The organism is Pseudomonas sp. LBUM1641 (assembly GCF_059716235.1).
On sequence record NZ_CP166815.1, the window covers coordinates 6,073,628 to 6,100,281 of the forward strand.

Sequence of the window (26,654 nt, forward strand, 5' to 3'; positions counted from 1 at the left end):
TCACTGACGAAAACAACAAACAAGGATCGGGATTGTCATGCGCCATACCACCGTTCTATCCGCGATATTCGGCACCAGCCTGTTGGCTGTGGCCTCGATGGGCCAGGCTGCCGATAAAAAGAGCCTGGTGTTTTGCTCCGAAGGCAGCCCGGCTGGCTTCGACACCGCGCAATACACGACGGCCACCGACAACGACGCCGCCGAGCCTCTCTACAACCGCCTGGCCGAGTTCGAAAAAGGCGCGACCAATGTCGTACCAGGGCTGGCAACCAGCTGGGATATTTCCGAAGACGGCCTGACCTACACCTTCCACCTGCGTGAAGGGGTGAAATTCCACAGCAACAAGGACTTCAAGCCGACGCGTGATTTCAACGCCGACGACGTGCTATTCACCTTCAATCGCATGCTTGACCCCGAACACCCGTTCCGCAAGGCCTACCCCACCGAGTTCCCGTACTTCAACGGGATGAGCCTGAACAAGAATATCGCGAAGGTCGAGAAAACCGGCCCGCACACCGTGGTGATGACCTTGAACACGGTCGACGCCGCGTTTATCCAGAACATCGCCATGAGCTTCGCCTCGATCCTGTCGGCTGAATACGCCGACCATTTGCTCAAGATCGGCAAGCCCAGCGACATCAATCAGAAGCCGATCGGCACCGGCCCGTTCGTGTTCCAGCGTTACCAGAAAGACTCGCAGATTCGCTACACCGGCAACAAACAGTACTGGGACCCGAGCCGCGTGAAGCTCGACCAGCTGATTTTTGCGATCAACACCGACGCGTCTGTGCGGGTGCAAAAACTCAAGGCCGGTGAATGCCAGATCACGCTGCACCCGCGCCCGGCCGACGTCGAAGCGCTGAAGGCCGACCCGAAGCTGCAACTGCTGACCAAGCCAGGCTTCAACCTCGGCTACATCGCCTATAACGTGCGGCACAAGCCTTTCGACCAGCTCGAAGTGCGTCAGGCCCTGGACATGGCGGTGAACAAGCAGAGCATTCTCAACGCCGTTTACCAAGGCGCGGGGCAACTGGCGGTCAACGCCATGCCACCGACCCAGTGGTCTTACGACGACACCATCAAGGACGCCGCCTACAACCCGGAAAAAGCCAAGGAACTGCTCAAGGCTGCCGGCGTGAAGGAAGGTACCGAGATCACCCTGTGGGCGATGCCGGTGCAACGGCCGTACAACCCCAACGCCAAGCTGATGGCCGAAATGCTGCAAAGCGATTGGGCCAAGATTGGTCTCAAGGTCAAGATCGTCAGCTATGAATGGGGCGAGTACATCAAGCGCACCAAGAATGGCGAGCACGATATCAGCCTGATCGGCTGGACCGGCGACAACGGTGACCCGGACAACTGGCTGGGCACTCTCTACAGCTGCGACGCCATCGGCGGGAACAACTACTCCATGTGGTGTGACCCGGCGTACGACAAGCTGATCAAGCAAGCCAAGGTCGTGACCGACCGCGAACAAAGGACTGTTCTGTACAAACAGGCGCAGCAACTGCTCAAGCAGCAGGTGCCGATCACGCCAGTCGCCCATTCGACGGTCAACCAGCCGTTAAGCGCCAAAGTCGAAGGTTTTAAAGTGAGCCCCTTCGGCCGCAACGTGTTCTCGGGCGTCAGCATTACCCCATAAAAAAATAACCGGATTGCGCAGGGTGAGAGTTCACCCTGCTGCAAACGTGCAGCCATATTTCGGGTTTTACCCTTGGGCAAACGTTTGCAAAGGCTTGAAAGAGTTACACACCCAATAGCCGGTTCACCTAAAAAGACCGGCATTAAAAAGAGAACCAAAGGAGCTTCACCCATGAAACTGAGCAGCACCGCGCTACTGGCCCTGGCCATCAGCAGCATCACGGCTACCGCCTACGCTGAACCTGCAAGCCAGGACTTCGTTCCCACCACACTGGCCGGCACCAGCGCCCAAAGCGAGGCCAAAGGCTTTATCGATGGAGCAAGCCTGGGCGGTACAACCCGCAACTGGTTCTCCAACGAACAACGCTTCCGTGGCAGCAAGTTCACTTACCAGAAGCACGGCGAAGCCCGTACTGACAACTACCGTACCAACTGGGTGCAAGGCACCATCCTCAACGCTACCTCGGGTTTCACCCAAGGCACCGTTGGCGTGAGCACTGAAGTGGCGGTCTACAACGCTGTGGTCCTGGACCGCAGCAAGCGCGACATCAAGGGCGGCTCGAACCGTACCCTGGCTGACTCCGACGGCGACGCTGTAGACCAGTGGAGCAAACTGGGCCTGGCCAACGTCAAGTTCCGTGTCTCGAACACCACCTTGACCGCCGGTCGCCAGAACTTCAGCAGCGGCATCGTCGACACCATCGGCAACCGTGCCCTGCCTTCGAGCTTCGAAGGTGTGAGCTTCAACAGCGAAGAATTCAGCAACCTGTCGTTCCAGGGCGGCGTGTTTGACCGCGTTTCGCCACGGACCGAGCAGAGCCTGTCGAAATTCCGTACCGAATACGGCAACGGTCGCCAGGAAACCGACAAGGTCAACACCCTGGGCGTCAACTACCAGCCGTTCAAGAGCCTGAAGACCAGCCTGTTCGCCGCCAACGTGGAAGACTTCTGGAACCAGTACTACTTCGGTGCTACCCACGAGCTGGGTGACAGCCAGACCCTGTCCCTGACCACCGGCCTGAACTACTACAAAACCGTCGACGAAGGCAAAAAGTTGATGGGCAAGATCGACAACGACACCTACTCGCTGTCGTTCGGCCTGACCCACCAGGCTCACAGCCTGACCTTCTCGTACCAGGCCGTGAACGGCGACGAGTACTTCGACTACCTGCACGAAACCAACGGCATCTACCTGGCCAACTCCCTGACGTCCGACTTTAACGGTCCGAACGAGAAGTCCTTCCAGATCGCCTACGGCATCAATATGGCCGAATACGGCGTGCCGGGCCTGAAGTTCAACATCTACTCGGCTCGCGGCTGGGGTATCGACGGTACTCACTACACCGGCGACGGCGGCCGGGCTGGCTTTGCCTACAACGGCATTCAGGCCCAGGACGGCGAGAAGCACCAGGAATACGGTGTAGGCGCGGCTTACGCGATCCAGAGCGGCGCACTCAAGGCCACCACCATTCGCGGTACCTACGTGACTCACCGTGCCAGCGCCAACCAGGCTGACGGCAACCTGCGTGAGTTCCGCCTGGTGACCACCATCCCGTTCAACATTCTTTAATCAGCGCCAGGTAAGCGGCGGGCTCAGGACGAGCCCGCCGCTTACGCTTGTCTGGTCCAATCGATTGCAGAGGGCTCTTAGATGAAAATGCTCCCGCTACAAGCTGCCATTGCCGCTGCGCTGTTGAGCGTCGCTGTCGGCATCTCGGCCAAACCGTTGGTCGTCTGCACCGAAGCCAGCCCGGAAGGTTTCGATCCGGTCTTGTACACCACGGCCGTCACCGCTGACGCCGCCGCTGAAACCATGTTCAACCGCCTGGTGGACTTCAAGCCCGGCACCACCGACGTGATCCCGGCGCTCGCCAAGGACCTGCCGGAAATCAGCGCCGATGGCCTGACCTACACCTTTCACCTGCGTGACGACATCAAGTTCCACACCACCGACTACTTCAAACCCACGCGCAACATGAACGCCGACGACGTGCTCTGGAGTTTCCAGCGCCAGCTGGACCCGAATCACCCGTGGCACAACAAGTCCAACGTGGGCTACCCGTACTTCGAAAGCATGGGCTTCAAGGAACTGCTCAAGAGCGTAACGAAGACCGATGACCACACCGTGGTCTTCACCCTGACCCGCCCTGAAGCACCGTTCCTGGCCGACCTGGCCATGGCGTTTTCCTCGATTCACTCCGCCGAATACGCCGACCAGTTGCTCAAGTCCGGCAAGACCGATGACCTGAACGCCAAGCCCATCGGCACCGGCCCGTTCATCTTCTCGCGCTACGCCAAAGACGCCCAAGTGCGCTTCAAGGCCAACCCGGACTACTTCCGTGGCAAGCCGCCGGCTGACCCGTTGATCCTGGCCATCACCACCGACAGCAACGTGCGCCTGCAAAAGCTCAAGGCCAACGAATGCCAGATCGCGCTGTATCCCAAGCCCGATGACGTGCCGAATGCCAAGGCTGATCCAAACCTGAAAGTCGCGGAACTGGCGGCCATGACCACCAGCTACACCGCCATGAACACCACCCACAAGTACATGAGCGACGCTCGGGTGCGTCACGCGATCAACATCGCGTTCGACAAGAAAGGCTACAACGAATCCCTGTACGGCAAAGGCAACTCCATCGATGCCACCGGCCCGTACCCGCCAACCCTGCTGGGTTTCAGCGACAAGTTGAAAAACCCGCCGCGTGATCTGGACAAGGCTCGCGCCCTGCTCAAGGAAGCCGGCGTGCCGGAAGGCACCGAGTTCACCCTGTTCACCCGTAACGGCGGCGGCCCGACCAACCCCAACCCAATGCTCGGCGCCCAGCGCATGCAGGCGGACCTGGCGCAAATCGGCCTAAAAGTGAACATCAAGGTCATGGAATGGGGCGAAATGCTCAAACGCGCCAAGAATGGCGAACATGACATGGTCTCCGCCGGCTGGGCGGGGGATAACGGGGACCCGGATAACTTCCTCACCCCGAACTTGAGTTGCGATGCAGCGAAAAACGGCGAAAACTACGCCCGCTGGTGTAACAAAGAGTTTCAAGACTTGATCGACAAGGCACGCGCTATCGCTGAACCCACCCAGCGCGCTGCACTCTATGAACAAGCACTGGACGTTTTCGAAAAGGACCAACCATGGATTCCCATGGCTTACCCGAAAATGTTCACCGCCATGCGTAAAAACGTCGAAGGCTTTACCCAAAGCCCTCTGACTACAAATAACTTCGCCACCACCCAGGTGAAGTAGATAAGAAACGCTCGGCACCGTCGACATTGACGGTGCCGAACCTGCCTAACCGGCTGATTGAGGTACACAACAAGATGTTTAGTTTTATTGCCCGCCGATTGGGGTTATTGATCCCCACGTTTTTCGGCATCACCTTGCTGACGTTCGCGTTGATTCGCATGATCCCAGGCGACCCCGTCGAAGTCATGATGGGCGAACGACGAGTCGACCCCGAGATGCACGCTCAGGCAATGGAACGCCTTGGTCTGAACAAACCGCTGTATGCGCAATATCTCGACTATGTCGGCAAGCTCGCCCACGGCGACCTTGGCGAATCCCTGCGTACCCGTACCAGCGTGTGGACTGAATTCACCGCACTTTTCCCCGCGACCCTGGAACTGTCCATGGCCGCCCTGTTGTTCGCCGGCATCCTGGGGCTGTTAGCCGGGGTGATCGCGGCCTTGAAACGAGGATCCCTGTTCGACCATGGGGTGATGGGCATCTCCCTGGCGGGATATTCGATGCCGATCTTCTGGTGGGGCCTGATCCTGATCATGTTCTTCTCCGTGAGCCTGGGCTGGACGCCCGTGTCGGGACGGATCGACCTGCTCTACGACATCGAGCCGCGCACCGGCTTCATGCTGATCGACACCCTGCTGGCTGACGAGCCGGACGCGTTCTGGGATGCGTTGCACCACCTGATCCTGCCGGCCATCGTGCTCGGCACCATCCCGCTGGCCGTTATCGCCCGGATGACCCGTTCGTCGATGCTCGAAGTATTGCGTGAAGACTACATCCGCACCGCCAAGGCCAAAGGCCTGTCGCCGGCACGCGTGGTGTTCGTCCACGGCCTGCGTAACGCGTTGATCCCGGTACTCACCGTGGTCGGCCTGCAAGTCGGCACGCTGCTGGCGGGTGCGGTCCTGACCGAAACCATCTTCTCGTGGCCCGGCATCGGCAAATGGCTGATTGAAGCCATTGGCGCACGGGACTATCCCGTGGTGCAAAACGGCATCCTGTTAATCGCCTGCCTGGTGATTCTGGTGAACTTCGTGGTGGACATCCTCTACGGCTTCGCCAACCCACGCATCCGTCACCAGCGCTGAGATCATGACCATGACCACACCTACTCCCGCGGTAGCAGTCGATCAAAGCCTGCTGTACCCGTCCCCGTACAAAGAATTCTGGCAAGCCTTCTCCAAGAACAAAGGCGCCGTTGCCGGCCTGCTGTTCATGTTGCTGGTAGTGTTTTGCGCGCTGTTCGCCCCTTGGGTGGCCCCGCACAACCCGAGCGAGCAATACCGTGACTTCCTGCTGACCCCTCCGGCCTGGCTGGAAGGTGGGCAGATCCAGTTCCTGCTGGGCACCGACGAACTGGGCCGTGACCTGCTGTCGCGCCTGATCCAGGGTTCGCGCCTGTCCTTGCTGATCGGCTTGTCGTCGGTGGTGATGTCGCTGATCCCGGGGATCCTGCTGGGTCTGTTCGCCGGTTTCTTCCCGCGCATGCTTGGCCCAACCATCATGCGTCTGATGGACATCATGCTGGCCCTGCCATCGCTGCTGCTGGCTGTGGCCATTGTCGCGATCCTCGGCCCTGGCCTGATCAACACCGTGATCGCCATCGCGATCGTGTCGTTGCCGTCCTATGTCCGCCTGACCCGTGCTGCGGTGATGGGCGAACTGAACCGTGACTACGTGACCGCCGCCCGCCTCGCCGGCGCCGGCCTGCCGCGCCTGATGTTCGTCACCGTGCTGCCTAACTGCATGGCACCGTTGATCGTTCAGGCCACCCTGAGTTTCTCCTCGGCAATTCTCGATGCCGCAGCCCTTGGCTTCCTGGGCCTTGGCGTACAACCGCCAACCCCGGAGTGGGGCACCATGCTGGCTTCGGCCCGCGACTACATCGAACGCGCCTGGTGGGTAGTGAGCCTGCCTGGCTTGACCATTTTGCTCAGCGTGCTGGCAATCAACCTGATGGGCGACGGCCTGCGCGATGCGCTGGACCCGAAACTCAAGAACGCCGCCTGAGGAGATTCCCATGTCACTGCTAGAAATCAAGAATCTCAATGTCCGCTTCGGCGACAAGACCGCCGTGCCGGTGGTCGATGGCCTCGACATCTCCGTCGACAAAGGCGAAGTACTGGCGATCGTTGGCGAGTCGGGTTCGGGTAAATCCGTGACCATGATGGCGCTGATGGGCCTGATCGAGCACCCCGGCATCGTCACTGCCGACGCCCTGAACTTCGACGGCAAGGACATGCTCAAGCTGAGCAACCGCCAGCGCCGGCAGATCGTCGGTAAAGACTTGGCGATGGTCTTCCAGGACCCGATGACCGCCCTGAACCCCAGCTACACCGTGGGTTTCCAAATCGAAGAAGTGCTGCGCCTGCATTTGAAAATGTCCGGCAAGCAAGCGCGCAAGCGCGCCATCGAACTGCTCGAAAAGGTGGAAATCCCAGGCGCAGCCAGCCGTATGGATGCCTACCCGCACCAGTTGTCCGGTGGTATGAGCCAGCGTGTGGCTATCGCCATGGCCATCGCCGGCGAGCCGAAACTGCTGATTGCCGATGAACCGACCACTGCACTCGACGTGACCATCCAGGCCCAGATCATGGAACTGCTGCTGGCCTTGCAGAAAGAGCAGAACATGGGCCTGGTGCTGATCACCCACGACCTCGCGGTGGTGGCTGAAACCGCCCAGCGCGTGTGTGTGATGTACGCCGGCCAAGCCGTGGAAGTCGGCCAAGTGCCACAGTTGTTCGACATCCCGGCGCACCCGTACAGCGAAGCGCTGCTCAAGGCGATTCCCGAGCACAGCCTGGGCGCCACGCGCCTGGCCACGCTGCCGGGTATCGTTCCCGGCCGTTATGACCGCCCGCAGGGTTGCCTGCTGTCGCCACGCTGCCCGTACGTGCAGGAATCCTGCCGCGCCCAACGCCCGGGCCTTGACCCGAAAAGCAACAGCCTCGCCCGCTGCTTCTACCCGCTGAATCAGGAGGTGGCGTAATGGCCGTCGTACTTACCGCCCGCGACCTGACCCGTCACTACGAAGTGTCCCGTGGCCTGTTCAAGGGCCACGCCCTGGTGCGTGCGCTCAATGGTGTGTCGTTCGAGCTGGAAGCCGGCAAGACCCTCGCGGTCGTGGGCGAATCCGGTTGCGGCAAATCCACCCTGGCCCGCGCCCTGACACTGATCGAAGAACCGTCTTCCGGCTCGCTGAAAATCGCCGGCCAGGAAGTTGCCGGCGCCGACAAGGCCCAGCGCAAGCAATTGCGCAAAGACGTGCAGATGGTGTTCCAGAGCCCATACGCTTCGTTGAACCCGCGCCAGAAAGTCGGTGACCAACTGGGCGAGCCGCTGCTGATCAACACCAACCTGTCCGCCGCCGAACGCCGGGAAAAGGTCCAGGCGATGATGAAGCAAGTGGGCCTGCGCCCTGAGCATTATCAGCGCTACCCGCACATGTTCTCCGGTGGCCAGCGCCAGCGGATCGCACTGGCCCGGGCGATGATGCTGCAACCGAAAGTGCTGGTGGCGGATGAACCGACCTCGGCGCTGGACGTATCGATCCAGGCCCAGGTGCTCAACCTGTTCATGGACCTGCAGCAGGAATTCAACACCGCCTACGTGTTCATCTCCCACAACCTCGCGGTGGTGCAACACGTCGCCGACGACGTAATGGTGATGTACCTCGGCCGCCCGGTTGAAGTCGGTCCGAAGGAAGACATCTACGCACGCCCGCTGCACCCGTACACCCAGGCGCTGCTGTCGGCGACCCCGACCATTCATCCGGACCCGAACAAGCCGAAGATCAAGATCGTCGGCGAGCTGCCCAACCCGCTGAACCCGCCGTCTGGCTGCGCCTTCCACAAGCGCTGCCCGTACGCGACCCAACTGTGCAGCACCGATGAACCGGCGCTGCGACCACTCGACAACCGCCAGGTGGCGTGCCACTACGCGGAACAGTTCGTGGTCTGACCCACAAAAAATGCCCTGGGGTTAAGCCCAGGGCATCGACTGTGTTCTACAGCCCCTCTCGCCGGATAGCGCATCTGTCTGGCAAGAGGGGCTTTTTTTTAGCGCGACTCAAGTATCGCTGTCACCATCACCCGCATCGCTATCATCGTCATCCGGCGGTGTTTGTTGATCATCATCATCCTTGGAGCCGCCCTGGTCCTCGTCACCAGGCTCGGATTCACTCTTGGCCAGCTGCAAACCACCTGCCTGTACCGTCTTCGCTGCCACAAACCCCGTGGAATGGCTTTGCACGGCCGTAGTGGCCCACGCGGAGGACATGCCCAGCGACAACATCACCAGCACTTTGAGCAACAGCACCACACGTTGAAAGATACTCATGGTCGATTTCCGTCCAGTCAGTAAGTAAATCCCGCACGACAGCCTTTTTCCGCCGTCAGCGTTGAAGTTAGTCCCCATGCAGGGTTTTCGCCAGCGCAGTCCGGCGGCTCACTCAACTATTGCCATCGTCGTAGGTTTGGCTGTCTTCACCCTCGTTATCCGGGTTCTCGGCGTCATCGCTGCTGGTGGTGCTGGTTTGTGGCTTCCAGCTGCCGGAGTTGCTTTCCTTGGTGCCGCTGGTCTTGCCTGTGTCTTTCCAGGTTTGGTCCCCTGTAGCGGCCAATAGCATCTCGCCCTGCGCCGGCTGATGCGCCCAGGCTGACGATATGCCCAGGGACGCCAGTGCCAGCACTTTCAATAACAACACGACCCGCGGTAAAACACGCATGCTCATTTCCCTCCTGCCGGTGAGTACATCCCGTACTCAAGACGCTAGTCTCAATGCGCGTGTTTCGCCAATAGAGCTTGAGTATGTACATACCTTGTGCAGAGGGCTCTGTTGGGGTGGGTTGAGTACATATCCGTTTCTTCGGTAACGGCGGCTTATGGTTCCGCTCTTACAGCGGCTCACTTTGGAAAAGCCCCAAAGTAAGCAAAGGGCTCTGCCCCGCCTGTCGGCACCTCGCTTAGGCTCGGTGTTCCCTCACTCCGGCATTGCTCCGCGGGCCGCCGCGACGGGCCATCCATGGCCCGGCGCGGCTAAACCGGCGTCCTGCCGGTTTACCCGCTCCGCAATACCTGCGTTCGGCCTCGGGCTTATTGGGGCAGTCAGATCAAGATCAACAGCAAAAGCACAGCGGCCTACCGGCCGGCTTGAGTGTTAAAAGCAGAGGCACGATCCAAAGCGGACGCAGATCTGCTTTTCTGTGGGAGCGGGCTTGCTCGCGAAAAACCTGAGACCGCCGCGTTGAATCAGGATGCCCGCGTCATCGTTAACGACCTTCGCGAGCAAGCCCGCTCCCACATTTGAACCGTGCCCGCTTCTGATTTTGCTGTTGCTGTTGCTTCACCACACTCAAGCCGGCCGGTAGGCCGCTGTGCTGTTGATCTGCTTTTGATTTTGATCTTAGGCGCCCCGTTAAACCACGCTGGCCGAACGTAGGCAGTACGGAGCGGGTAAACCGGCAGGACGCCGGTTTAGCCGCGACGGGGCAGGGACGCCCCGTCGCGGCGGCCCGCTTCGTGCTGCCGGAGTGCGGGCACACCGAGCCCAAGCGAGGTGCCGAGTGGTGGGGCAAGAGCGTTTTGCTTACTTTTGCGCTTTTCAAAAGTGAGCCGCTGTAAGAGCGGAACCCATACAAGCCATCACCCAAATAACGGATATACACCCCACCTAACCCTGCCCACACAAAAAAGGGCGAAGCCATGACAGCCTCGCCCTTTCGTCCACCGCTAACCCTTAATGGTGTTCGCGAGTCGCGCGGAATTTCACATCCGGCCAACGCTCTTCCATCAGCGCCAGGTTGACCCGGGTCGGGGCCAGGTAGGTCAGGTGACCACCGCCGTCGATCGCGAGGTTTTCCACAGCCTTGACCTTGAACTCTTCCAGCTTCTTCTTATCGCTGCAATCAATCCAGCGCGCGGAGTACACGGTGATCGGCTCGTAGGAGCATTCGACCTTGTATTCCTCTTTCAAACGGCTGGCCACCACATCGAACTGCAGCACACCGACGGCGCCGAGGATGATGTCGTTGCTGCGCTCCGGGAAGAACACCTGGGTGGCGCCCTCTTCCGCCAACTGCTGCAAACCCTGGCGCAGTTGCTTGGATTTCAACGGGTCACGCAGGCGTACGCGGCGGAACAGTTCCGGGGCGAAGTGCGGGATACCGGTGAAGCCCAGCACTTCGCCTTCGGTGAAGGTGTCGCCGATCTGGATGGTGCCGTGGTTGTGCAAGCCGATGATGTCACCGGCAAACGCTTCTTCCAGCTGCTCACGCTCGGAGGAGAAGAAGGTCAAGGCGTCGCCGATGCGCACGTCCTTGCCGGTACGCACGTGGCGCATCTTCATGCCTTTTTCATATTTGCCGGAGCAGATACGCATAAAGGCGATACGGTCACGGTGTTTCGGGTCCATGTTCGCCTGGATCTTGAACACGAAGCCGGCAAACTTCTCTTCCACGGGTTCAACGGTACGCTCGTTGGCAACACGTGCCAGCGGCTTGGGTGCCCAATTGACCACGGCGTCGAGCACGTGATCGACACCGAAGTTACCCAGGGCAGTACCGAAGAACACCGGCGTCAGCTGGCCGTCGAGGAATTCCTGCTGGTTGAACTCGTGGCAGGCGCCCTGCACCAGTTCCAACTGGTCGACAAACCGGTCGTACTCGTCACCCAGGTGGGCGCGGGCTTCGTCGGAGTCGAGCTTCTCGATGATTTTCACATCGGTACGTTCGTGGCCATGGCCGGCGGTGTACACAATGATGTAGTCGTCGGCCAGGTGGTACACGCCCTTGAAGTCGCGGTAGCAACCAATCGGCCAGGTGATCGGCGCGGCCTTGATCTTCAGGACGGCTTCGATTTCGTCCAGAAGTTCGATCGGATCGCGGATGTCACGGTCGAGTTTGTTGATAAAGCTGACAATCGGCGTGTCCCGCAGACGGCAGACGTCCATCAGCGCGATGGTCCGTGGCTCAACGCCTTTACCGCCGTCGAGGACCATCAGTGCAGAGTCAACCGCGGTCAGGGTGCGGTAGGTGTCTTCGGAGAAGTCTTCGTGGCCCGGGGTGTCGAGCAGGTTGATCATGTGGTCGCGATACGGGAACTGCATGACCGACGTGGTAATCGAGATACCACGCTGCTTTTCCATTTCCATCCAGTCGGAGGTGGCGTGGCGGTCGGATTTACGGGATTTCACCGTGCCGGCCACCGCGATCGCCTTGCCCATCAGCAACAGCTTTTCGGTGATGGTGGTTTTACCGGCATCGGGGTGGGAAATAATGGCGAAAGTGCGGCGTTTCGCGACTTCGGCGGCCTGGTGGGTCATGGGAAATCGCCTGGCAGGTGAGTCAAAAAAGGGCGGCGAGTATAGCGCAAACCCGGGGGTACAGACCACCGTTCACCCCATTGGGGGTGGCTAATTGCTGCCAAGTGTGGAACCTTTTAAAAGGTAGAGACGTCCACTCCCCTGCTATCGCACTCGTAACAGGGGCTGAAAAATCAGCAAGTTAGCCTGACGAGGCTGCGCTCATGGCTCGACCTCATACCGCGTTGCCGGTATTGGCGAGCTGCATTTCGCGACCACATTCAGAGGCAGCCAGGAATGGCATTGCCGCTCGGAAATGTGTTCGCCGACAGAAGAAAAAAGGAGTCCGCCTGTGGCTATTCGCTATGGCAAAGGGCTGATAGGAGGAGCGGTTGTCGTCGCTCTCCTGGCCCTGCTGGTCCACTGGATCGGCATCAACACGATCGAACTGTACCGCGACGATTTGTTGTTTTACCTGCAAGCTCACTTGATCCTCGTCCTTGTTTCGATGCTGGCCGCCCTGATCGTAGGGATTCCCGCCGGTATCCTGCTCAGCCGACCGAATATGGTCGGGCGCGCAGAACGCTTCATGCAGATCTTCAACATCGGCAATACCGTCCCTCCCCTGGCCGTACTGGCCATCGCCCTCGGTGTCCTTGGCATCGGCAGCGGCCCCGCGATCTTCGCGCTGTTCCTCGCCTCGTTGCTGCCCATCGTGCGCAACACTTATGAAGGCCTGAAAAACGTTCAAGGTTCCCTGAAAGAAGCCGCCGTCGGCATCGGCATGACGCCGCGCCAGGTGCTGTTTCGCGTGGAACTGCCCAACGCTGTGCCGATCATCATCGGCGGTGTGCGCGTCGCGCTGGCAATCAACGTCGGTACCGCGCCCCTGGCGTTCCTGATTGGCGCCAACAGCCTGGGCAGCCTGATTTTCCCCGGCATCGCCCTGAACAATCAGCCGCAACTGCTGCTCGGCGCTGCGTGCACCGCGCTGCTGGCCTTGCTGCTCGACGGTCTGGTGACCATGGCCAGCCGCCTTTGGCTGGAACGCGGGTTGCGTCCGTCTTAAGGCTTTGGCCCCGTCTTAGGCCTGAAACAGGAATTCACATGAAAAAACTGACATTGATATTGAGCTGCGTCCTGCTGTTCGCAGGGTTTGCGCAAGCCGCTGAAAAACCGGTCATTCGTATCGGCGCCCGGGTGTTCACTGAACAGACCCTGCTCGCCGAAATCACTTCCCAGTACCTGCGCACCAAGGGTTACGACACCCGTGTGACCGGCGGCCTGGGCAGCAACCTGGCGCGCAGTGCCCAGGAAAGCGGGCAACTTGACCTGATCTGGGAATACACCGGCGTTTCGCTGGTGGCCTATAACCATGTCGACGAGAAGCTCGACAGCGAACAGTCCTACGCCCGGGTGAAAGAACTCGATGCGAAAAAAGGCCTGGTCTGGCTCTCCCCGTCGAAATTCAGCAACACCTACGCGCTGGCATTGCCAGAGAACGTGGCCAAGGAATTCCCGCAGATCAACAGCATCAGCGACCTGACTGCGGCACTGGCCGAGAAAACCAAGGAAAACCGCCTGGTGGCCCTGGACACCGAGTTCGCCAACCGTTCCGACGGCATGGCCGGCATGGTCAAACTGTACGACATGAACCTGACCCGCAAAAACACCCGGCAGATGGACGCCGGTCTGGTCTACACCGCGCTGCGTAATGGCCAGGTGTTTGCCGGTTTGGTCTACACCACCGACGGCCGCTTGAACGCCTTCAAATTGAAGCTGCTGGATGACGACAAGCATTACTTCCCGGACTACACCGCAGCCCCCGTGGTGCGCCAGGTTTACCTCGACGCTCACCCGCAACTGGCCGCTGACCTTGCGCCCTTGGCCGCGCTGTTCGACGACGCAACCATGCGCCAGCTGAATGCGCGGGTCGATGTCGACCATGAAAGCCCATCCGCTGTGGCCGCAGATTTCCTGCGCCAGCATCCGATCAACTAAGAGGAGAAGACATGGAATTCCTGAACGCCTTTTCCCATCTTGATTGGGCACTCGTCCTGCAACTGACCTGGCAGCACATCACCCTGGTCGGCATTGCAGTGATCCTGGCAATCGTCGTAGGCGTGCCTCTGGGCGTGCTGATGACTCGCTTCCCGACCTTGGCCGGCCCGTTGCAAGCCAGCGCCACGGTGCTGCTGACCGTGCCGTCGATTGCGCTGTTCGGCCTGCTGCTGCCGTTCTACTCCAAATTCGGCCAGGGCCTGGGGCCGATGCCGGCGATCACCGCCGTGTTCCTCTATTCCCTGCTGCCCATCATGCGTAACACCTACCTCGCCCTCACCGGCGTTGAGCCAGGCATCCGCGAAGCCGCCAAAGGCATCGGCATGACCTTCGGCCAGCGCCTGCGCATGGTCGAGTTGCCGATTGCCGTGCCGGTGATCCTCGCCGGTGTGCGCACCGCCGTGGTGATGAACATTGGTGTGATGACCATCGCCGCCACCATCGGCGCCGGTGGCCTGGGTGTACTAATTCTGGCTTCCATCAGCCGCAGCGACATGTCGATGCTGATCGTTGGCGCCGTACTGGTCAGTCTCCTGGCCATCTTCGCCGACCTGCTTCTGCAATGGCTGCAACGCACGCTGACTCCAAAAGGACTGCTCAAATGATCGAACTTCAAAACCTGACCAAGACCTTCCAAAGCAACGGTAAGACCATTACCGCCGTTGATTCCGTAAGCCTGACCGTCAACGAAGGCGAAATTTGCGTATTCCTCGGCCCGTCGGGCTGCGGCAAGAGCACCACGCTGAAAATGATAAACCGCCTGATCAAGCCGACCTCGGGCAAGATCCTGATCAACGGTGAAGACACCACCGACCTGGACGAAGTGACCCTGCGTCGCAACATCGGCTACGTGATCCAGCAGATCGGTTTGTTCCCGAACATGACCATCGAAGAGAACATCGTGGTGGTGCCCAAGTTGCTGGGCTGGGACAAGCAGAAATGCCATGACCGCGCCCGCGAATTGATGAGCATGATCAAGCTGGAACCCAAGCAATACCTGCACCGCTACCCGCGTGAACTGTCCGGCGGCCAGCAACAGCGGATCGGCGTGATCCGTGCACTGGCGGCGGATGCCCCGTTGCTGCTGATGGATGAGCCGTTCGGCGCGGTCGACCCGATCAACCGCGAGATGATCCAGAACGAATTCTTTGAGATGCAACGCGCGCTGAACAAGACTGTGATCATGGTCAGCCACGACATCGACGAAGCCATCAAGCTGGGCGACAAAATCGCGATCTTCCGTGCCGGCAAGCTGCTGCAGATCGATCACCCGGACACCCTGCTGGCCCACCCTGCCGACGAGTTCGTCAGCAATTTCGTTGGCCAGGACAGCACCCTCAAGCGTCTGTTGCTGGTGAAAGCCGAAGATGCGGCGGACAACGCGCCGTCGGTCAGCCCGGAGACGCCAGTGGCGGATGCCCTGGAGCAGATGGACGAACTCGACCGTCGCTACGTGGTGGTTACCGATGCCGAGAATAAGGCTCTGGGTTATGTGCGACGTCGCGACCTGCATCGTCAGACCGGTACCTGCGGCCAATACCTGCGCGAGTTCAACGCCACGGCGGCGTATGACGAGCATTTGCGCATCCTGTTGTCGCGCATGTACGAGTTCAACCGCTCGTGGTTGCCGGTGATGGATGCGGAGCGGGTGTTCCTGGGGGAAGTCACCCAGGAGTCGATTGCCGAGTACCTGAGTTCCGGTAAGTCCCGTGGGGGCAAGACCAGTATTGTGTCGCCTGCGGAGACTGCGCTCGCATGACCTGACACACCGCGGTCAAAATGTGGGAGCGGGCTTGCTCGCGAAGGCGGAGTGTCAGTCACCGGATGCATTGGCTGATACACCGCATTCGCGAGCAAGCCCGCTCCCACATTGGATCTTCACTGTGCCTGAAACACCTCAAATTGCCCCTCCCGGGGAACATCAATCCGTCATACCGGTCGGTTACATAAGTAGCTGCACACGGCCTCACGACGAACGCGTGCAAAAACGCGACATTTTTAGTTGATCTATAGCCCCTCACGTCCTAAAGTTCGCGCCGAACGTCCATGCTGGAAACGATCCATCCGGCTCAAGTACTGACGACGAGACAGCAAGGCCAAGGGAAGCGGTTGATCCCATGGCCTTTTTGCTTTCGGCGACATGCCTTGGGAAGTAGGCGAACCAAAGTGGGGATACGGAGGACGTTCATTTGCACCCATTGATCAATTTAGTTTGCCCTTAGGAGTTCCCAGCATGTCGATTAACGTCGAAGACTATTTCGCACGCGCCACTTTTGACAAAATGAAGGCGTTTGCCGACAAGCAAGAAACCCCGTTCGTGGTGATCGACACCGCAATGATCAGCCAGGCCTACGATGACCTGCGCGCCGGTTTCGAATTCGCCAAGGTGTACTACGCCGTCAAGGCCAACCCGGCCGTCGAGATCATCGACCTGCTCAAAGACAAGGGTTCGAGCTTCGACATCGCGTCGATCTACGAGCTGGACAAGGTGATGGATCGCGGCGTCAGCGCCGACCGTATCAGCTACGGCAACACCATCAAGAAATCCAAGGACATCCGCTACTTCTACGAGAAGGGCGTGCGCCTGTTCTCCACCGATTCCGAAGCCGACCTGCGCAACATCGCCAAGGCCGCCCCGGGTTCGAAAGTGTATGTACGTATCCTCACCGAAGGCTCGACCACGGCCGACTGGCCGCTGTCGCGCAAATTCGGCTGCCAGACCGACATGGCCATGGACCTGCTGATCCTCGCCCGCGACCTGGGCCTGGTGCCTTACGGCATCTCCTTCCACGTCGGCTCGCAACAGCGTGACATCAGCGTGTGGGACGCGGCGATCGCCAAGGTCAAAGTGATCTTCGAGCGCCTGAAGGAAGAAGACGGCATCCACCTCAAGCTGATCAACATGGGCGGCGGCTTTCCGGCCAACTACATCACCCGCACCAACAGCCTGGAAACCTACGCAGAAGAAATCATCCGCTTCCTCAAGGAAGATTTCGGTGACGACCTGCCGGAAATCATCCTGGAGCCGGGCCGTTCGTTGATCGCCAACGCCGGCATCCTGGTCAGCGAGGTGGTACTGGTTGCGCGTAAATCCCGCACCGCCGTCGAGCGTTGGGTATACACCGACGTGGGCAAATTCTCCGGCCTGATCGAAACCATGGACGAAGCCATCAAGTTCCCGATCTGGACCGAGAAGAAAGGCGAGATGGAAGAAGTGGTCATCGCGGGCCCCACCTGCGACAGCGCCGACATCATGTACGAGAACTACAAGTACGGCCTGCCGCTGAACCTGGCGATTGGTGACCGGATGTACTGGTTGTCTACCGGTGCGTACACCACCAGCTACAGCGCTGTTGAATTCAATGGCTTCCCGCCGTTGAAATCGTTCTACCTGTAAGCCGGCGGCAAACAAAAAACCCATGACGCGTCATGGGTTTTTTTATGGGTCTCAATTCTCAACGATCTTCGCGAACGTGCCATAAGCGCAAAATATAAATCGTCGACTGCTGAATCTCGTAGCGCATCTCATAGTGTCCGACCAACAGCCTTCTCACATCTCGCGGCTCGAACTCTTCAATGCGTTCGCCGATTCGCGGATTGCTCAGCAAACTGATGGGAGCCTGAGAAAGTGATTGCACGGTACGCGCAGCTGCCGACCGATTTACAACGGAGAGAAAATCGAAAAGTCGAGCCAGATCTGATAAGGCCTTACTCGTCCATTTCAACTCCATCAGCGCGGTACCGGAAGCGGGTTATCAGTACTCAGGCTATCAGCCCAAGCTTGAACCGCATGCTGGTCTATTACGCGACCGGTATCGACATCCGCCATAGCCTCTCGCGTAAGCCGGCTGCGCTCCTCTTCTTGATCGACCCAGTCGGCAAGGGCCTGCTTGACGATCCAACCGCGTGAGCGGTCCATTCGCGCTGCCATCTGATCAACTTTTTGAGCCAGCGCCGCTGGAACGTGAGCTGTCAGGACTTTGGTATCGGCGCCCATAAAATCTCCTTCGCTGGTGCGTAACACACAGCCGATTAAGAATGAATCAGAGCCAATCATAGTGATTTAAACTTGTGCAGCAACCTCAGTATTCTGCCGCTCATCGTTTAGTTGAATCGCACGCAGTTGATAATCCTTGGCCAAAAGCCTGATTTCAGGTTGTGCTGCCTTTACCAACGCGCTGTAAGCCACCCGCAAGAACTTCAAATTCCCGCCCGCCAGTGCCTTGCGCAACCATTCCAGTGCCGTTTCTAACTCGCCCCGGTCCGCCAACACCGCCGCATAACTGAACTGCCCGCGAAAATCCCCGCCTTCTGCTGACCGGTGATACCACGCCACCGCCGCCTCCAGATCCCTCGGGCAGTGCTGCCCTTCTTCCAGATAACGCCCCAGCAGGTTCATCGACTTGGCATGGCCCAGTTCCGCCGCCTGTCGATAACACGCCAGCGCCTGGTTTTGGTCCTCGGCAACCCCGCGCCCGGTCGCCAGCAGGTTGGCGTAGTTGTACAACCCCCAATCCAGACCGGCCTCGGCCGCCAGACGATATTCCCGCGCTGCCGCCACGGCATCCGCCCCACACCCCCAACCATGCTCCAGGCAACGCCCGAGCATATTGCGCGCCATCAAATGCCCACCGTGGGCCGCGATCCGGAACCAGCGCACCGCCAGTGCTTCATCGCGCTCGATGCCGCGCCCTTCCAGCAGGATCTGCCCGAGCAGCGCCTGGGCATCCAAAACGCCCTCTTTCGCGGCGATCAAAATCGCCTGGGCGGCGCGCGCCGGGGAATCGTCGAGCATGGACTGCAGTTGCTCAACGTTGAGGACTTCTTCACGGCGCAATAAAAAGCCCACGCTCAGACCTCAACCCAGCGGCGCAGCAGGTTGTGATAGGTACCGGTGAGCTGGATCAGCGCCGGGTGGTCGGGCACGTCCCGACTCAGTTGCTGGATCGCACCGTCCATCTCGAACAGCAGCGTGCGCTGGCTGTCTTCGCGCACCAGGCTTTGGGTCCAGAAAAACGAGGCGTAGCGTGCGCCACGGGTCACGGCGTTGACTTTGTGCAGGCTGGAGCCGGGGTACAGCACCATGTCGCCCGCCGGCAACTTGACCCGCTGCAGGCCGAAGGTGTCCTGGATTTCCAGCTCGCCGCCGTCGTAGTCGTCGGGGTCGCTGAAAAATACCGTGGAGGAAAGGTCAGTGCGCACGCGCTCGTGGCTGCCCTTGGACTGGCGCACGGCATTGTCGATATGAAAGTCGAAACTGCCACCGGCGGTGTAACAGTTGAGCAACGGAGGGAAGACCTTGTGCGGTAACGCCGCTGACATGAACAGCGGATTTTTCCACAGGCGATCAAGAATCGCTGCGCCAATTTCCTGCGCCAGTGGGTGGCCTTCCGGCAGTTGCAGATTGTGTTTGGCCTTGGCCGATTGATGCCCGGCAGTGATTTTGCCGTCGGCCCACTCGGTGTGCGTCAGGGCTTCGCGGATGCGCAGCACTTCCTCGCGAGAGAACAGGCCGGGAACGTGCAGCAACATGGGGGCGTTACCTGAAAACAGTGAGGCGCCAATGGTAGTGATTCTTATTGACTGTGTACAACCCTACTGCCGCGCAATAGACGAACGAGAATGTAAAAACCGTAAGCAAAAAGTGTAAAGAACGTAAATTCAGTGCGAATAGTAATGTATCGCAATTGATATATAGTCTTGTTCTCCCTATATTCCGCGGCCTCACCTCCTTGGGGAAAGGACACTTTCATGCCGCGCACTTCGATAAAAACACCTGCCAGTTCACCGCGTTTGCTGGCCTCGGCCATCGGCGTTGCCATCAGCGCAAGCTCTGCCGCCCAACTGGCGCAAGCGGCTGAAAACACCGAGCAGAAAGGCGAGCGCAACAGCATTTCCCTGGGAGCCACCAGCATCACCGGCCAGGAACAGGACAGCACGTCCTACCAGGTCGACAAAGCCTCTTCGCAAAAGTACACCGCACCGCTGGTAGACACCCCGCGCTCCGTCACCGTTGTGCCGCAGCAAGTCCTCAAGGACACCGCCGCCACCTCGTTGCAGGATGCCTTGCGCACCGTGCTGGGGATTACCTTCGGCGCCGGTGAAGGCGGCAACCCACAGGGCGACCGTCCGTTCATTCGCGGCTTTGACGCCCAGGGCGACACTTACCTCGACGGCGTGCGCGACACCGGCGGCCAGAGCCGCGAGATCTTCGACATCGAGTCCATCGAAGTCAGCAAAGGTCCCAATTCGTCCTTCGGCGGCCGCGGCTCGGCTGGCGGCAGCCTCAACCTGGTGAGCAAGACGCCACAGGCGCGAGACTTCACCAATGGCGGCTTCACCTACGGCTCCGACCAGACCCGCCGCTACGTGCTCGACGTCAACCGTCAGTTCCTCGACAGCGCGGCGTTCCGCCTGAACCTGATGAGCCACGAACAGAACGTCGCCGGGCGTGACGCCGTCAACTACGACCGTTGGGGCGTGGCCCCGTCGCTGACCTTTGGCCTGGGCACCCCGACCCGCGTCAACCTCAGCTACTACCACATGGAAAGCAACGACCTGCCGGATTCGGGGATTCCGTATGGCTACAGCTCGCCGACCGCCACCGCCCACGTGCATGACAAACCCACCGATGGCGGTGACAGCAATAACTTCTACGGCCTGAAGAGCCGCGACTTCCGCAAGACCCGCGCCGACATCAGTACGGTCTCCATCGAGCACGACCTGAACGACAACATGACGCTGAAAAACACCCTGCGCCATGGCAACACCGGGCAGGACTACATCCTCACGCAACCGGACGACAGCAAGCGTAATGTCAGCCAGTTCGGCACCGTATGGCGCCGCGCCAACGCACGCGTGTCCACCACCGAAACCACCACCAACCAGACGGATCTGTTTGGCAGCTTCCAGGCCCTGGGCTTCAAGCACTCTTACTCCACTGGCCTGGAATTTACCGGTGAAGAAACCCGTGTCAGCGGCTACAACTTCGGCAACTCCAACAACGCGCAAGTGTGCAACCCCGGCACCGCGCCCAGCTGTACGTCGTTGAGCAACCCGAACCCGGGCGATCCGTGGACCAGCAGCATCGCGCGCAACTACAACGGTACCAACACCAAAGCCACCAGCCGCGCGGCCTATGTGTTCGACACCATTGAGCTGGACCCGCAATGGCTGCTGAACGTCGGCCTGCGCTACGACACCTTCGACACCGTGGCCAACACCAACGCGGTGCCAAGCGCTACCGTCAAGGCACGCAGCAAGATCAAGGACGACAGCCAGTTCTTCAACTGGCAGGCCGGCCTGGTCTGGAAGCCGGTGGAGAACGGCAGCATCTACGCGTCCTACGCCACTTCGGCATCGCCCGCCGGCGGCCTGGTGGGCGAAGGTGCCGATGGCAACCCGCTGTCTGCCGGCGCCGCTGCCAGCGACCTGAAGCCCGAAGAAACCGTCAACTACGAACTGGGCACCAAGTGGGACATGTTCCACGACCGCCTGTCTCTGACCGCCGCGGTGTTCCGCACCGAGAAGAAAAACACGCGAATCCTGGTGGATGCGCTGACCTATGAAAACGGCGGCGAATCCCGCGTCGACGGTCTGGAGTTGTCCGCCAGCGGCAAGCTCACCGATCAATGGCAAGTGTTCGCTGGCTACAGCTACCTGAAAAGCGAACTGGTGGACCCAGGCTTGAACGGCCGTAACGGCGTCGTCAGTGCCGGCTCCAACAAAGGCAACCAGATGCCCAACACGCCGAAGAACACCTTCAGCCTGTGGACCACCTATGACGTGACACCAAAGCTGACCATCGGTGGCGGCGCGTTCTATGTCGACGAAGTCTATGGCGACGCGGGCAACACCGTTTACGTGCCGTCCTATACCCGCTACGACGCCATGGCCAGCTACAAGCTGACCAAGAACGTCGACCTGCAGTTGAACGTGCAAAACCTCACCGACAAGACGTATTACGACAAGGCGTTCGCGGCACACTTCGCCAACCAGGCAGCGGGCCGCACAGCAATGCTGACCACCAGTTTCCATTTCTAAACCGATACAAATCACCGCAAAAACCCCACGCATCGGATGCGTGGGGTTTTTGCGTGTAAAAAAGAATGTTTCTCGACAACTCGCGGCATAATGCGCGCCGTGAACCACCTAACCGATGACGAGGCCGTACGACGTGTTGAAGAAAACCCTGTTCCAGTTGCATTGGTTCTTCGGCATTACCGCCGGGCTGGTGTTGGCCTTGATGGGGATCACCGGCGCGACGGTGTCGTTCCAGGATGAAATCATCGAGTTGCTGAACCCGACGGTGTTGACGGTGGAAAAGCGTCCGGCCGGCGTGCTGCCGCCCGCTGAGCTGGTGCGCCTGCTGGAGGCCCGTGAAGGCAAAGTGGTGTCGATGCTCACGGTGCAACCCGACAGCACCGACGCCGCCAAGGTCTGGTTCACCCCGCCGCCCGGTGAGCGTCGTGGCCAGATGCGCTACTTCGACCCGTACACCGGCGACTACCTGGGCGACGCCGTCGGCCAGGAGTTCTTCGGCTTCGTGCTGCAACTGCACCGCTTCCTCGCCATCGGCGATACCGGCCGGCAAATCACCGGCGCCTGTACGCTGATCCTGGTGTTCTTCTGCCTCTCGGGCTTGTACCTGCGCTGGCCGCGCCAAGTGGCCAGCTGGCGCGCATGGCTGACCCTCGACTGGCGCAAAAAGGGCCGCAGTTTCAACTGGGACCTGCACTCGGTGTTCGGCACCTGGTGCCTGCTGTTCTATCTATTGGCGGCGCTGACCGGGCTGTTCTGGTCCTACGAGTGGTACAGCAATGGCCTGACCAAAATGCTGTCCGACGCCCCGCAAAACGAACGCGTACGCAAACGCGGCCCGGCGCCGGAAGGCCCAGCGCCCGTGGCCAATTACGACGCGATCTGGAGCAGCATCTACAGCAACGCCGGCCCCGGTTTGAGCGGCTATAACATCCGGATGCCAGCGGTCGCCGGGCAACCCGCCACTGTCTACTACTTGCTGAAGACCTCGCCTCACGACCGCGCACTGAACCAGATCAACCTCGACCCGGCCACCGGCGAGGTCAAATCCCACGACACCTACGCCGGCAAAAGCTTCAAGGCACAGATCCTGACCAGCATTTATGCACTGCACACCGGCAGTTATTTCGGCCTGCCCGGCCGCATTAGCCTGACGCTCACCGCGCTGCTCATGCCGCTGTTCTTTATCACGGGCTGGCTGCTGTACCTGGACCGCCGCCGCAAAAAGCGCCAGGTGCGCGATGCGCGTAAAGGCCTGACCGATAACCACAGCGATGCCCCTGCCTGGCTGATCGGCTTTGCCAGCCAGAGCGGTTTTGCCGAGCAACTGGCCTGGCAGACCGCCGGCCAATTGCAGGCCGCCGGTTTGCCGGTAAAGGTGCAATCGTTGGGCAGCGTCAGCGAAGAAGATCTGCGCCAGTCGAGCAATGCATTGTTTGTGGTCAGCACCTTCGGCGACGGCGAAGCGCCGGACAGCGCCCGGGGGTTCGAACGCAGCGTGCTCGGCCAAGACCTCTCTCTCAAGGGCTTGAACTACTCCGTGCTGGCCTTGGGTGATCGCCAGTACCAACACTTCTGCGGCTTCGCCCGGCGCCTGCATTTCTGGCTGACCAACCAGGGCGGCAACCCGCTGTTCGCCCCGGTGGAAGTCGACAGCGGCGACACCGATGCGTTGCTGCACTGGCAACAACAACTCGGCCAACTGACCGGCCATGCACCCGCGGCGGCATGGGCCACCGCGACCTATGAAAACTGGACCGTGAAGCACCGTACCCTGCTCAATCCGGACAGCAGCGGCTCCGGCGTCTATCTGCTCGGGCTCACCCCGCCAGCCCCACGGGATTGGCTGGCCGGTGACCTGGTAGAAGTGCTGCCGCGTAATTGCCCATGGGCCATCGAACATTTCCTCGACGGCCTGGGACTGGCGGGCAGCGAAGGTGTGGTGATCGACGGCCTGGCATACACCCTCGACCGCGCGTTGGCCAGCCGCCAGCTACCGGACAATCGCGGGCATCTGGTGGGCCTGCATGCCCAGGCGCTGGTCAATGCACTGGTGCCGTTGAGCATGCGCGAATACTCCATCGCCTCGATTGCCAGCGACGGCGTGCTGGAGCTGATCGTGCGCCAGGAACGTCACCCCGATGGCAGCGTGGGCGTGGGTTCCGGCTGGTTGACCGAACATGCACCGCTGGGCTCGACCATCAGCCTGCGACTGCGGCGTAACAGTGGTTTCCACCTGCCGAGCGAGCCGGTGCCGATGATTCTGCTGGGCAACGGCACCGGCCTTGCCGGGTTGCGCAGCTTGCTCAAGGCACGGATTGCCGACGGTCAGCAGCGCAACTGGCTGCTGTTTGGCGAACGCAATATCGCCCACGACTACCACTGCCAGGACGAGCTGCAAGGCTGGCTGGCCAGCGGTGACCTGGCGTTGCTGGACCTGGCGTTTTCCCGCGACCAGGCGGAAAAAATCTACGTTCAGGATCGCCTGCGTGAGTCGGCGGATGTGTTGCGTAAATGGATTGCCGAGGGCGCCGCGATTTACGTCTGCGGCAGTTTGCAGGGGATGGCGGCGGGTGTGGATCAGGTGCTGCACGAGGTGCTGGGCAGTGAGGCGGTTGAGCGGTTGATCGAGCAGGGCCGTTATCGCCGGGATGTTTACTGACCCCCTGAAAATACGCCGATCAAAATGTGGGAGCGGGCTTGCTCGCGAAGGCAGTGGATCAGTCGATACATCTGTTGACTGACACACCGCCTTCGCGAGCAAGCCCGCTCCCACATTGGCTCTTCTTCAGTAGGTAGATTGCATTGCAATCACACTGGCGCCAGCTTCTGCTCAAACACCGACACCCCATCCAGGTCCCGCAAAATCACCGTCAGCTCCGCCGTCTGCCCATCAATCTGCACTTCGCCAAAAAACTGAAACCCGGCAAACGGCGAGGTGTTCTGCACGGGCGGAGCCTTCTCGAACACCACTTCCGGGCCAAAGGTTTTATCCAGCGGATTAGGTCCGAAACTCCCGGCATTCAGTGGCCCGGCGACAAACTCCCAGAACGGTTCGAAGTCCTGAAACGTCGCCCGATCCGGATGGTAGTGATGGGCCGCGCAGTAATGCACATCTGCCGTGAGCCACACGTGATTACGCACCTTCTGCGCCCGCAAAAACGCGAGCAATTCGGCGATTTCCAATTCGCGCCCCTGGGCCGGGCCCGGGTCGCCGTTGGCGATCGCTTCCCAGCGCGGCACTCCGGGGCTGACCTCACCGTCGGGCACGCCAAGGCCAATGGGCATGTCCGCAGCAATGACTTTCCATTGCGCCTGGGAGGCTTTCAATTCGCGCTTGAGCCAGTCCAGTTGCTCACGACCCAGGAACGGTTTTTCGCCGCCCAGGTTGTCGTCGTTCGGCCCGCGATAGCTGCGCATGTCCAACACGAAGACATCCAGCAACGGGCCGTAGCTGAGCTTGCGATAAATCCGCCCGCCCTGGTCGGCGCTTTGCCGGCGCATGGGTGAATATTCCAGCCAAGCCTGCCGCGCACGGCCTACCAAGGTGTTGATGTCGCGGGTCTTGTAGCGCTCATCCAGTTGCTTGCTCGGCGACCAATTGTTGATCACTTCGTGGTCGTCCCACTGCCAGATCTGCGGCACTTCCGCATTGAAGCGACGCACGTTTTCGTCCATCAGGTTGTAGCGATAGTTGCCACGGTATTCATTCAGGGTTTCGGCGACTTTGCTTTTGGCTTCGGTGGTGATGTTGCGCCAGATGCGTCCGTCTTCGGTGGTCAGTTGCGCGGGCACCGGGCCGTCGGCGTAGATGGTGTCGCCGCTGTGGATAAAGAAGTCCGGCAGGCGCAGGCGCATGGCTTCGTAGATGCGCATGCCGCCGATGTCCGGGTTGATGCCGAATCCCTGGCCGACGGTGTCGCCGCTCCACACGAAACGGATATCCCGGCGTTGCTGCGGCACGCTGCGCAGGTGGCCGAACCAAGGCTCGCTGGCCACACCGGTTTGGGCATCTTCGAAGTGCACACGGTAGAAAATCGCCTGGTCGACAGGCAGGCCGGTGAGTTCGACACGGGCGGTGAAGTCGGTGCGGCTGTCGGCCAGGGGCGAGACGAATTTACGCGGGTTGCTGAACACACTGCGGGTGTCCCACTCCACCACCATCCGCGCCGGGCGGTCGCTGCGGCTCCAGATCATCGCGCGGTCGCCCAGCAGGTCGCCGGACTGCACACCGTCGGTGAGTTGCGGGCGATCCTTGACCGAGGCGATCACCGCAGGCGCGAGGCCCGGCAGCAACAGGCCGGCGCCGACGGCTTGCATCACACGGCGGCGACCGAGGTTGAAGTGGGTCATGCAGGTTCCCTC

Annotated in this window: 22 protein-coding genes; 14 read left to right on the forward strand and 8 right to left on the reverse strand. The window is 60.2% G+C overall.

Annotated elements, in window-relative coordinates; genetic code table 11:
* Positions 1-97: 97 nt before the first annotated feature.
* From ACA046_RS27950 to ACA046_RS27980, 7 genes are all read left to right on the forward strand, one after another.
* The gene (locus ACA046_RS27950) at positions 98-1,642 is read left to right on the forward strand and encodes an ABC transporter substrate-binding protein (RefSeq protein WP_371916644.1); all 1,545 of its coding nucleotides are present in this window, start codon (positions 98-100) and stop codon (positions 1,640-1,642) included.
* Between the two features lie 171 nt (positions 1,643-1,813).
* Positions 1,814-3,211: an OprD family porin gene (locus ACA046_RS27955; RefSeq protein WP_258348115.1), complete on the forward strand. Its 1,398-nt coding sequence runs from the start codon at positions 1,814-1,816 to the stop codon at positions 3,209-3,211.
* Between the two features lie 81 nt (positions 3,212-3,292).
* On the forward strand, positions 3,293-4,891 hold the full coding sequence (locus ACA046_RS27960; RefSeq protein ID WP_497675362.1) for an ABC transporter substrate-binding protein: 1,599 nt from the start codon (positions 3,293-3,295) through the stop codon (positions 4,889-4,891).
* A 74-nt stretch (positions 4,892-4,965) separates the two neighbouring features.
* On the forward strand, positions 4,966-5,976 hold the full coding sequence (locus ACA046_RS27965) for an ABC transporter permease subunit (RefSeq protein WP_003215992.1): 1,011 nt from the start codon (positions 4,966-4,968) through the stop codon (positions 5,974-5,976).
* A 10-nt stretch (positions 5,977-5,986) separates the two neighbouring features.
* Positions 5,987-6,898 carry an ABC transporter permease subunit gene (locus ACA046_RS27970; protein ID WP_076016508.1) on the forward strand — a complete coding sequence of 304 codons (912 nt, stop codon included), beginning with the start codon at positions 5,987-5,989 and terminating at the stop codon, positions 6,896-6,898.
* Positions 6,899-6,908: 10 nt separating this feature from the next.
* Positions 6,909-7,877: an ABC transporter ATP-binding protein gene (locus tag ACA046_RS27975; protein ID WP_017138287.1), complete on the forward strand. Its 969-nt coding sequence runs from the start codon at positions 6,909-6,911 to the stop codon at positions 7,875-7,877.
* Positions 7,877-8,848: a peptide ABC transporter ATP-binding protein gene (locus ACA046_RS27980; RefSeq protein WP_421525982.1), complete on the forward strand. Its 972-nt coding sequence runs from the start codon at positions 7,877-7,879 to the stop codon at positions 8,846-8,848. The genes ACA046_RS27975 and ACA046_RS27980 overlap by 1 nt, the downstream gene beginning before the upstream one ends.
* A 108-nt stretch (positions 8,849-8,956) precedes the next feature.
* Here the strand turns inward: ACA046_RS27980 and ACA046_RS27985 are convergent, their stop codons facing one another.
* From ACA046_RS27985 to ACA046_RS27995, 3 genes are all read right to left on the reverse strand, one after another.
* Positions 8,957-9,226 carry a hypothetical protein gene (locus ACA046_RS27985; RefSeq protein WP_459023832.1) on the reverse strand — a complete coding sequence of 90 codons (270 nt, stop codon included), beginning with the start codon at positions 9,224-9,226 and terminating at the stop codon, positions 8,957-8,959.
* A gap of 112 nt (positions 9,227-9,338) precedes the next feature.
* Positions 9,339-9,614, reverse strand: a complete 276-nt coding sequence (locus ACA046_RS27990) for a hypothetical protein (RefSeq protein WP_076016519.1) — start codon at positions 9,612-9,614, stop codon at positions 9,339-9,341.
* Between the two features lie 1,011 nt (positions 9,615-10,625).
* The gene (locus tag ACA046_RS27995; RefSeq protein ID WP_318304294.1) at positions 10,626-12,209 is read right to left on the reverse strand and encodes a peptide chain release factor 3; all 1,584 of its coding nucleotides are present in this window, start codon (positions 12,207-12,209) and stop codon (positions 10,626-10,628) included.
* A 295-nt stretch (positions 12,210-12,504) separates the two neighbouring features.
* Here ACA046_RS27995 and ACA046_RS28000 point away from each other — a divergent pair, with 295 nt between their 5' ends.
* The 5 genes from ACA046_RS28000 (at position 12,505) to ACA046_RS28020 (ending at position 17,646) form a co-directional block, all read left to right on the forward strand.
* Positions 12,505-13,257: an ABC transporter permease gene (locus ACA046_RS28000; RefSeq protein ID WP_232920563.1), complete on the forward strand. Its 753-nt coding sequence runs from the start codon at positions 12,505-12,507 to the stop codon at positions 13,255-13,257.
* Between the two features lie 38 nt (positions 13,258-13,295).
* A complete protein-coding gene (locus ACA046_RS28005; RefSeq protein WP_459023837.1) occupies positions 13,296-14,189 on the forward strand; it encodes a glycine betaine ABC transporter substrate-binding protein in 894 nt (297 codons plus the stop codon).
* Positions 14,190-14,200: 11 nt separating this feature from the next.
* Positions 14,201-14,854, forward strand: coding sequence for an ABC transporter permease (locus ACA046_RS28010; protein ID WP_010175055.1), 654 nt, complete (start codon positions 14,201-14,203; stop codon positions 14,852-14,854).
* A complete protein-coding gene (locus ACA046_RS28015; RefSeq protein WP_008437274.1) occupies positions 14,851-16,008 on the forward strand; it encodes an osmoprotectant ABC transporter ATP-binding protein OsmV in 1,158 nt (385 codons plus the stop codon). Before ACA046_RS28010 ends, ACA046_RS28015 begins: the two co-directional genes overlap by 4 nt.
* 474 nt (positions 16,009-16,482) lie before the next feature.
* Positions 16,483-17,646 carry a type III PLP-dependent enzyme gene (locus ACA046_RS28020; RefSeq protein ID WP_076016503.1) on the forward strand — a complete coding sequence of 388 codons (1,164 nt, stop codon included), beginning with the start codon at positions 16,483-16,485 and terminating at the stop codon, positions 17,644-17,646.
* Between the two features lie 58 nt (positions 17,647-17,704).
* Here the strand turns inward: ACA046_RS28020 and ACA046_RS28025 are convergent, their stop codons facing one another.
* From ACA046_RS28025 to ACA046_RS28040, 4 genes are all read right to left on the reverse strand, one after another.
* Positions 17,705-17,980: a type II toxin-antitoxin system RelE/ParE family toxin gene (locus ACA046_RS28025; RefSeq protein WP_076016502.1), complete on the reverse strand. Its 276-nt coding sequence runs from the start codon at positions 17,978-17,980 to the stop codon at positions 17,705-17,707.
* A complete protein-coding gene (locus tag ACA046_RS28030) occupies positions 17,980-18,246 on the reverse strand; it encodes a CopG family ribbon-helix-helix protein (protein ID WP_076016501.1) in 267 nt (88 codons plus the stop codon). Before ACA046_RS28030 ends, ACA046_RS28025 begins: the two co-directional genes overlap by 1 nt.
* A 66-nt stretch (positions 18,247-18,312) precedes the next feature.
* A complete protein-coding gene (locus ACA046_RS28035; protein WP_497675363.1) occupies positions 18,313-19,098 on the reverse strand; it encodes a tetratricopeptide repeat protein in 786 nt (261 codons plus the stop codon).
* A gap of 2 nt (positions 19,099-19,100) precedes the next feature.
* Positions 19,101-19,781: a Fe2+-dependent dioxygenase gene (locus tag ACA046_RS28040; RefSeq protein ID WP_167665264.1), complete on the reverse strand. Its 681-nt coding sequence runs from the start codon at positions 19,779-19,781 to the stop codon at positions 19,101-19,103.
* 219 nt (positions 19,782-20,000) lie between these two features.
* Here ACA046_RS28040 and ACA046_RS28045 point away from each other — a divergent pair, with 219 nt between their 5' ends.
* The gene (locus tag ACA046_RS28045; protein ID WP_497675364.1) at positions 20,001-22,292 is read left to right on the forward strand and encodes a TonB-dependent receptor; all 2,292 of its coding nucleotides are present in this window, start codon (positions 20,001-20,003) and stop codon (positions 22,290-22,292) included.
* A 133-nt stretch (positions 22,293-22,425) separates the two neighbouring features.
* Positions 22,426-24,951 (forward strand): PepSY domain-containing protein, encoded by a 2,526-nt coding sequence (locus ACA046_RS28050; RefSeq protein ID WP_497675365.1) that lies wholly within the window; start codon positions 22,426-22,428, stop codon positions 24,949-24,951.
* A gap of 149 nt (positions 24,952-25,100) precedes the next feature.
* On the opposite strand, the gene ACA046_RS28055 is transcribed toward ACA046_RS28050, so the two are convergent.
* Positions 25,101-26,642 carry an alkaline phosphatase D family protein gene (locus ACA046_RS28055; RefSeq protein WP_497675366.1) on the reverse strand — a complete coding sequence of 514 codons (1,542 nt, stop codon included), beginning with the start codon at positions 26,640-26,642 and terminating at the stop codon, positions 25,101-25,103.
* Positions 26,643-26,654: the final 12 nt, after the last annotated feature.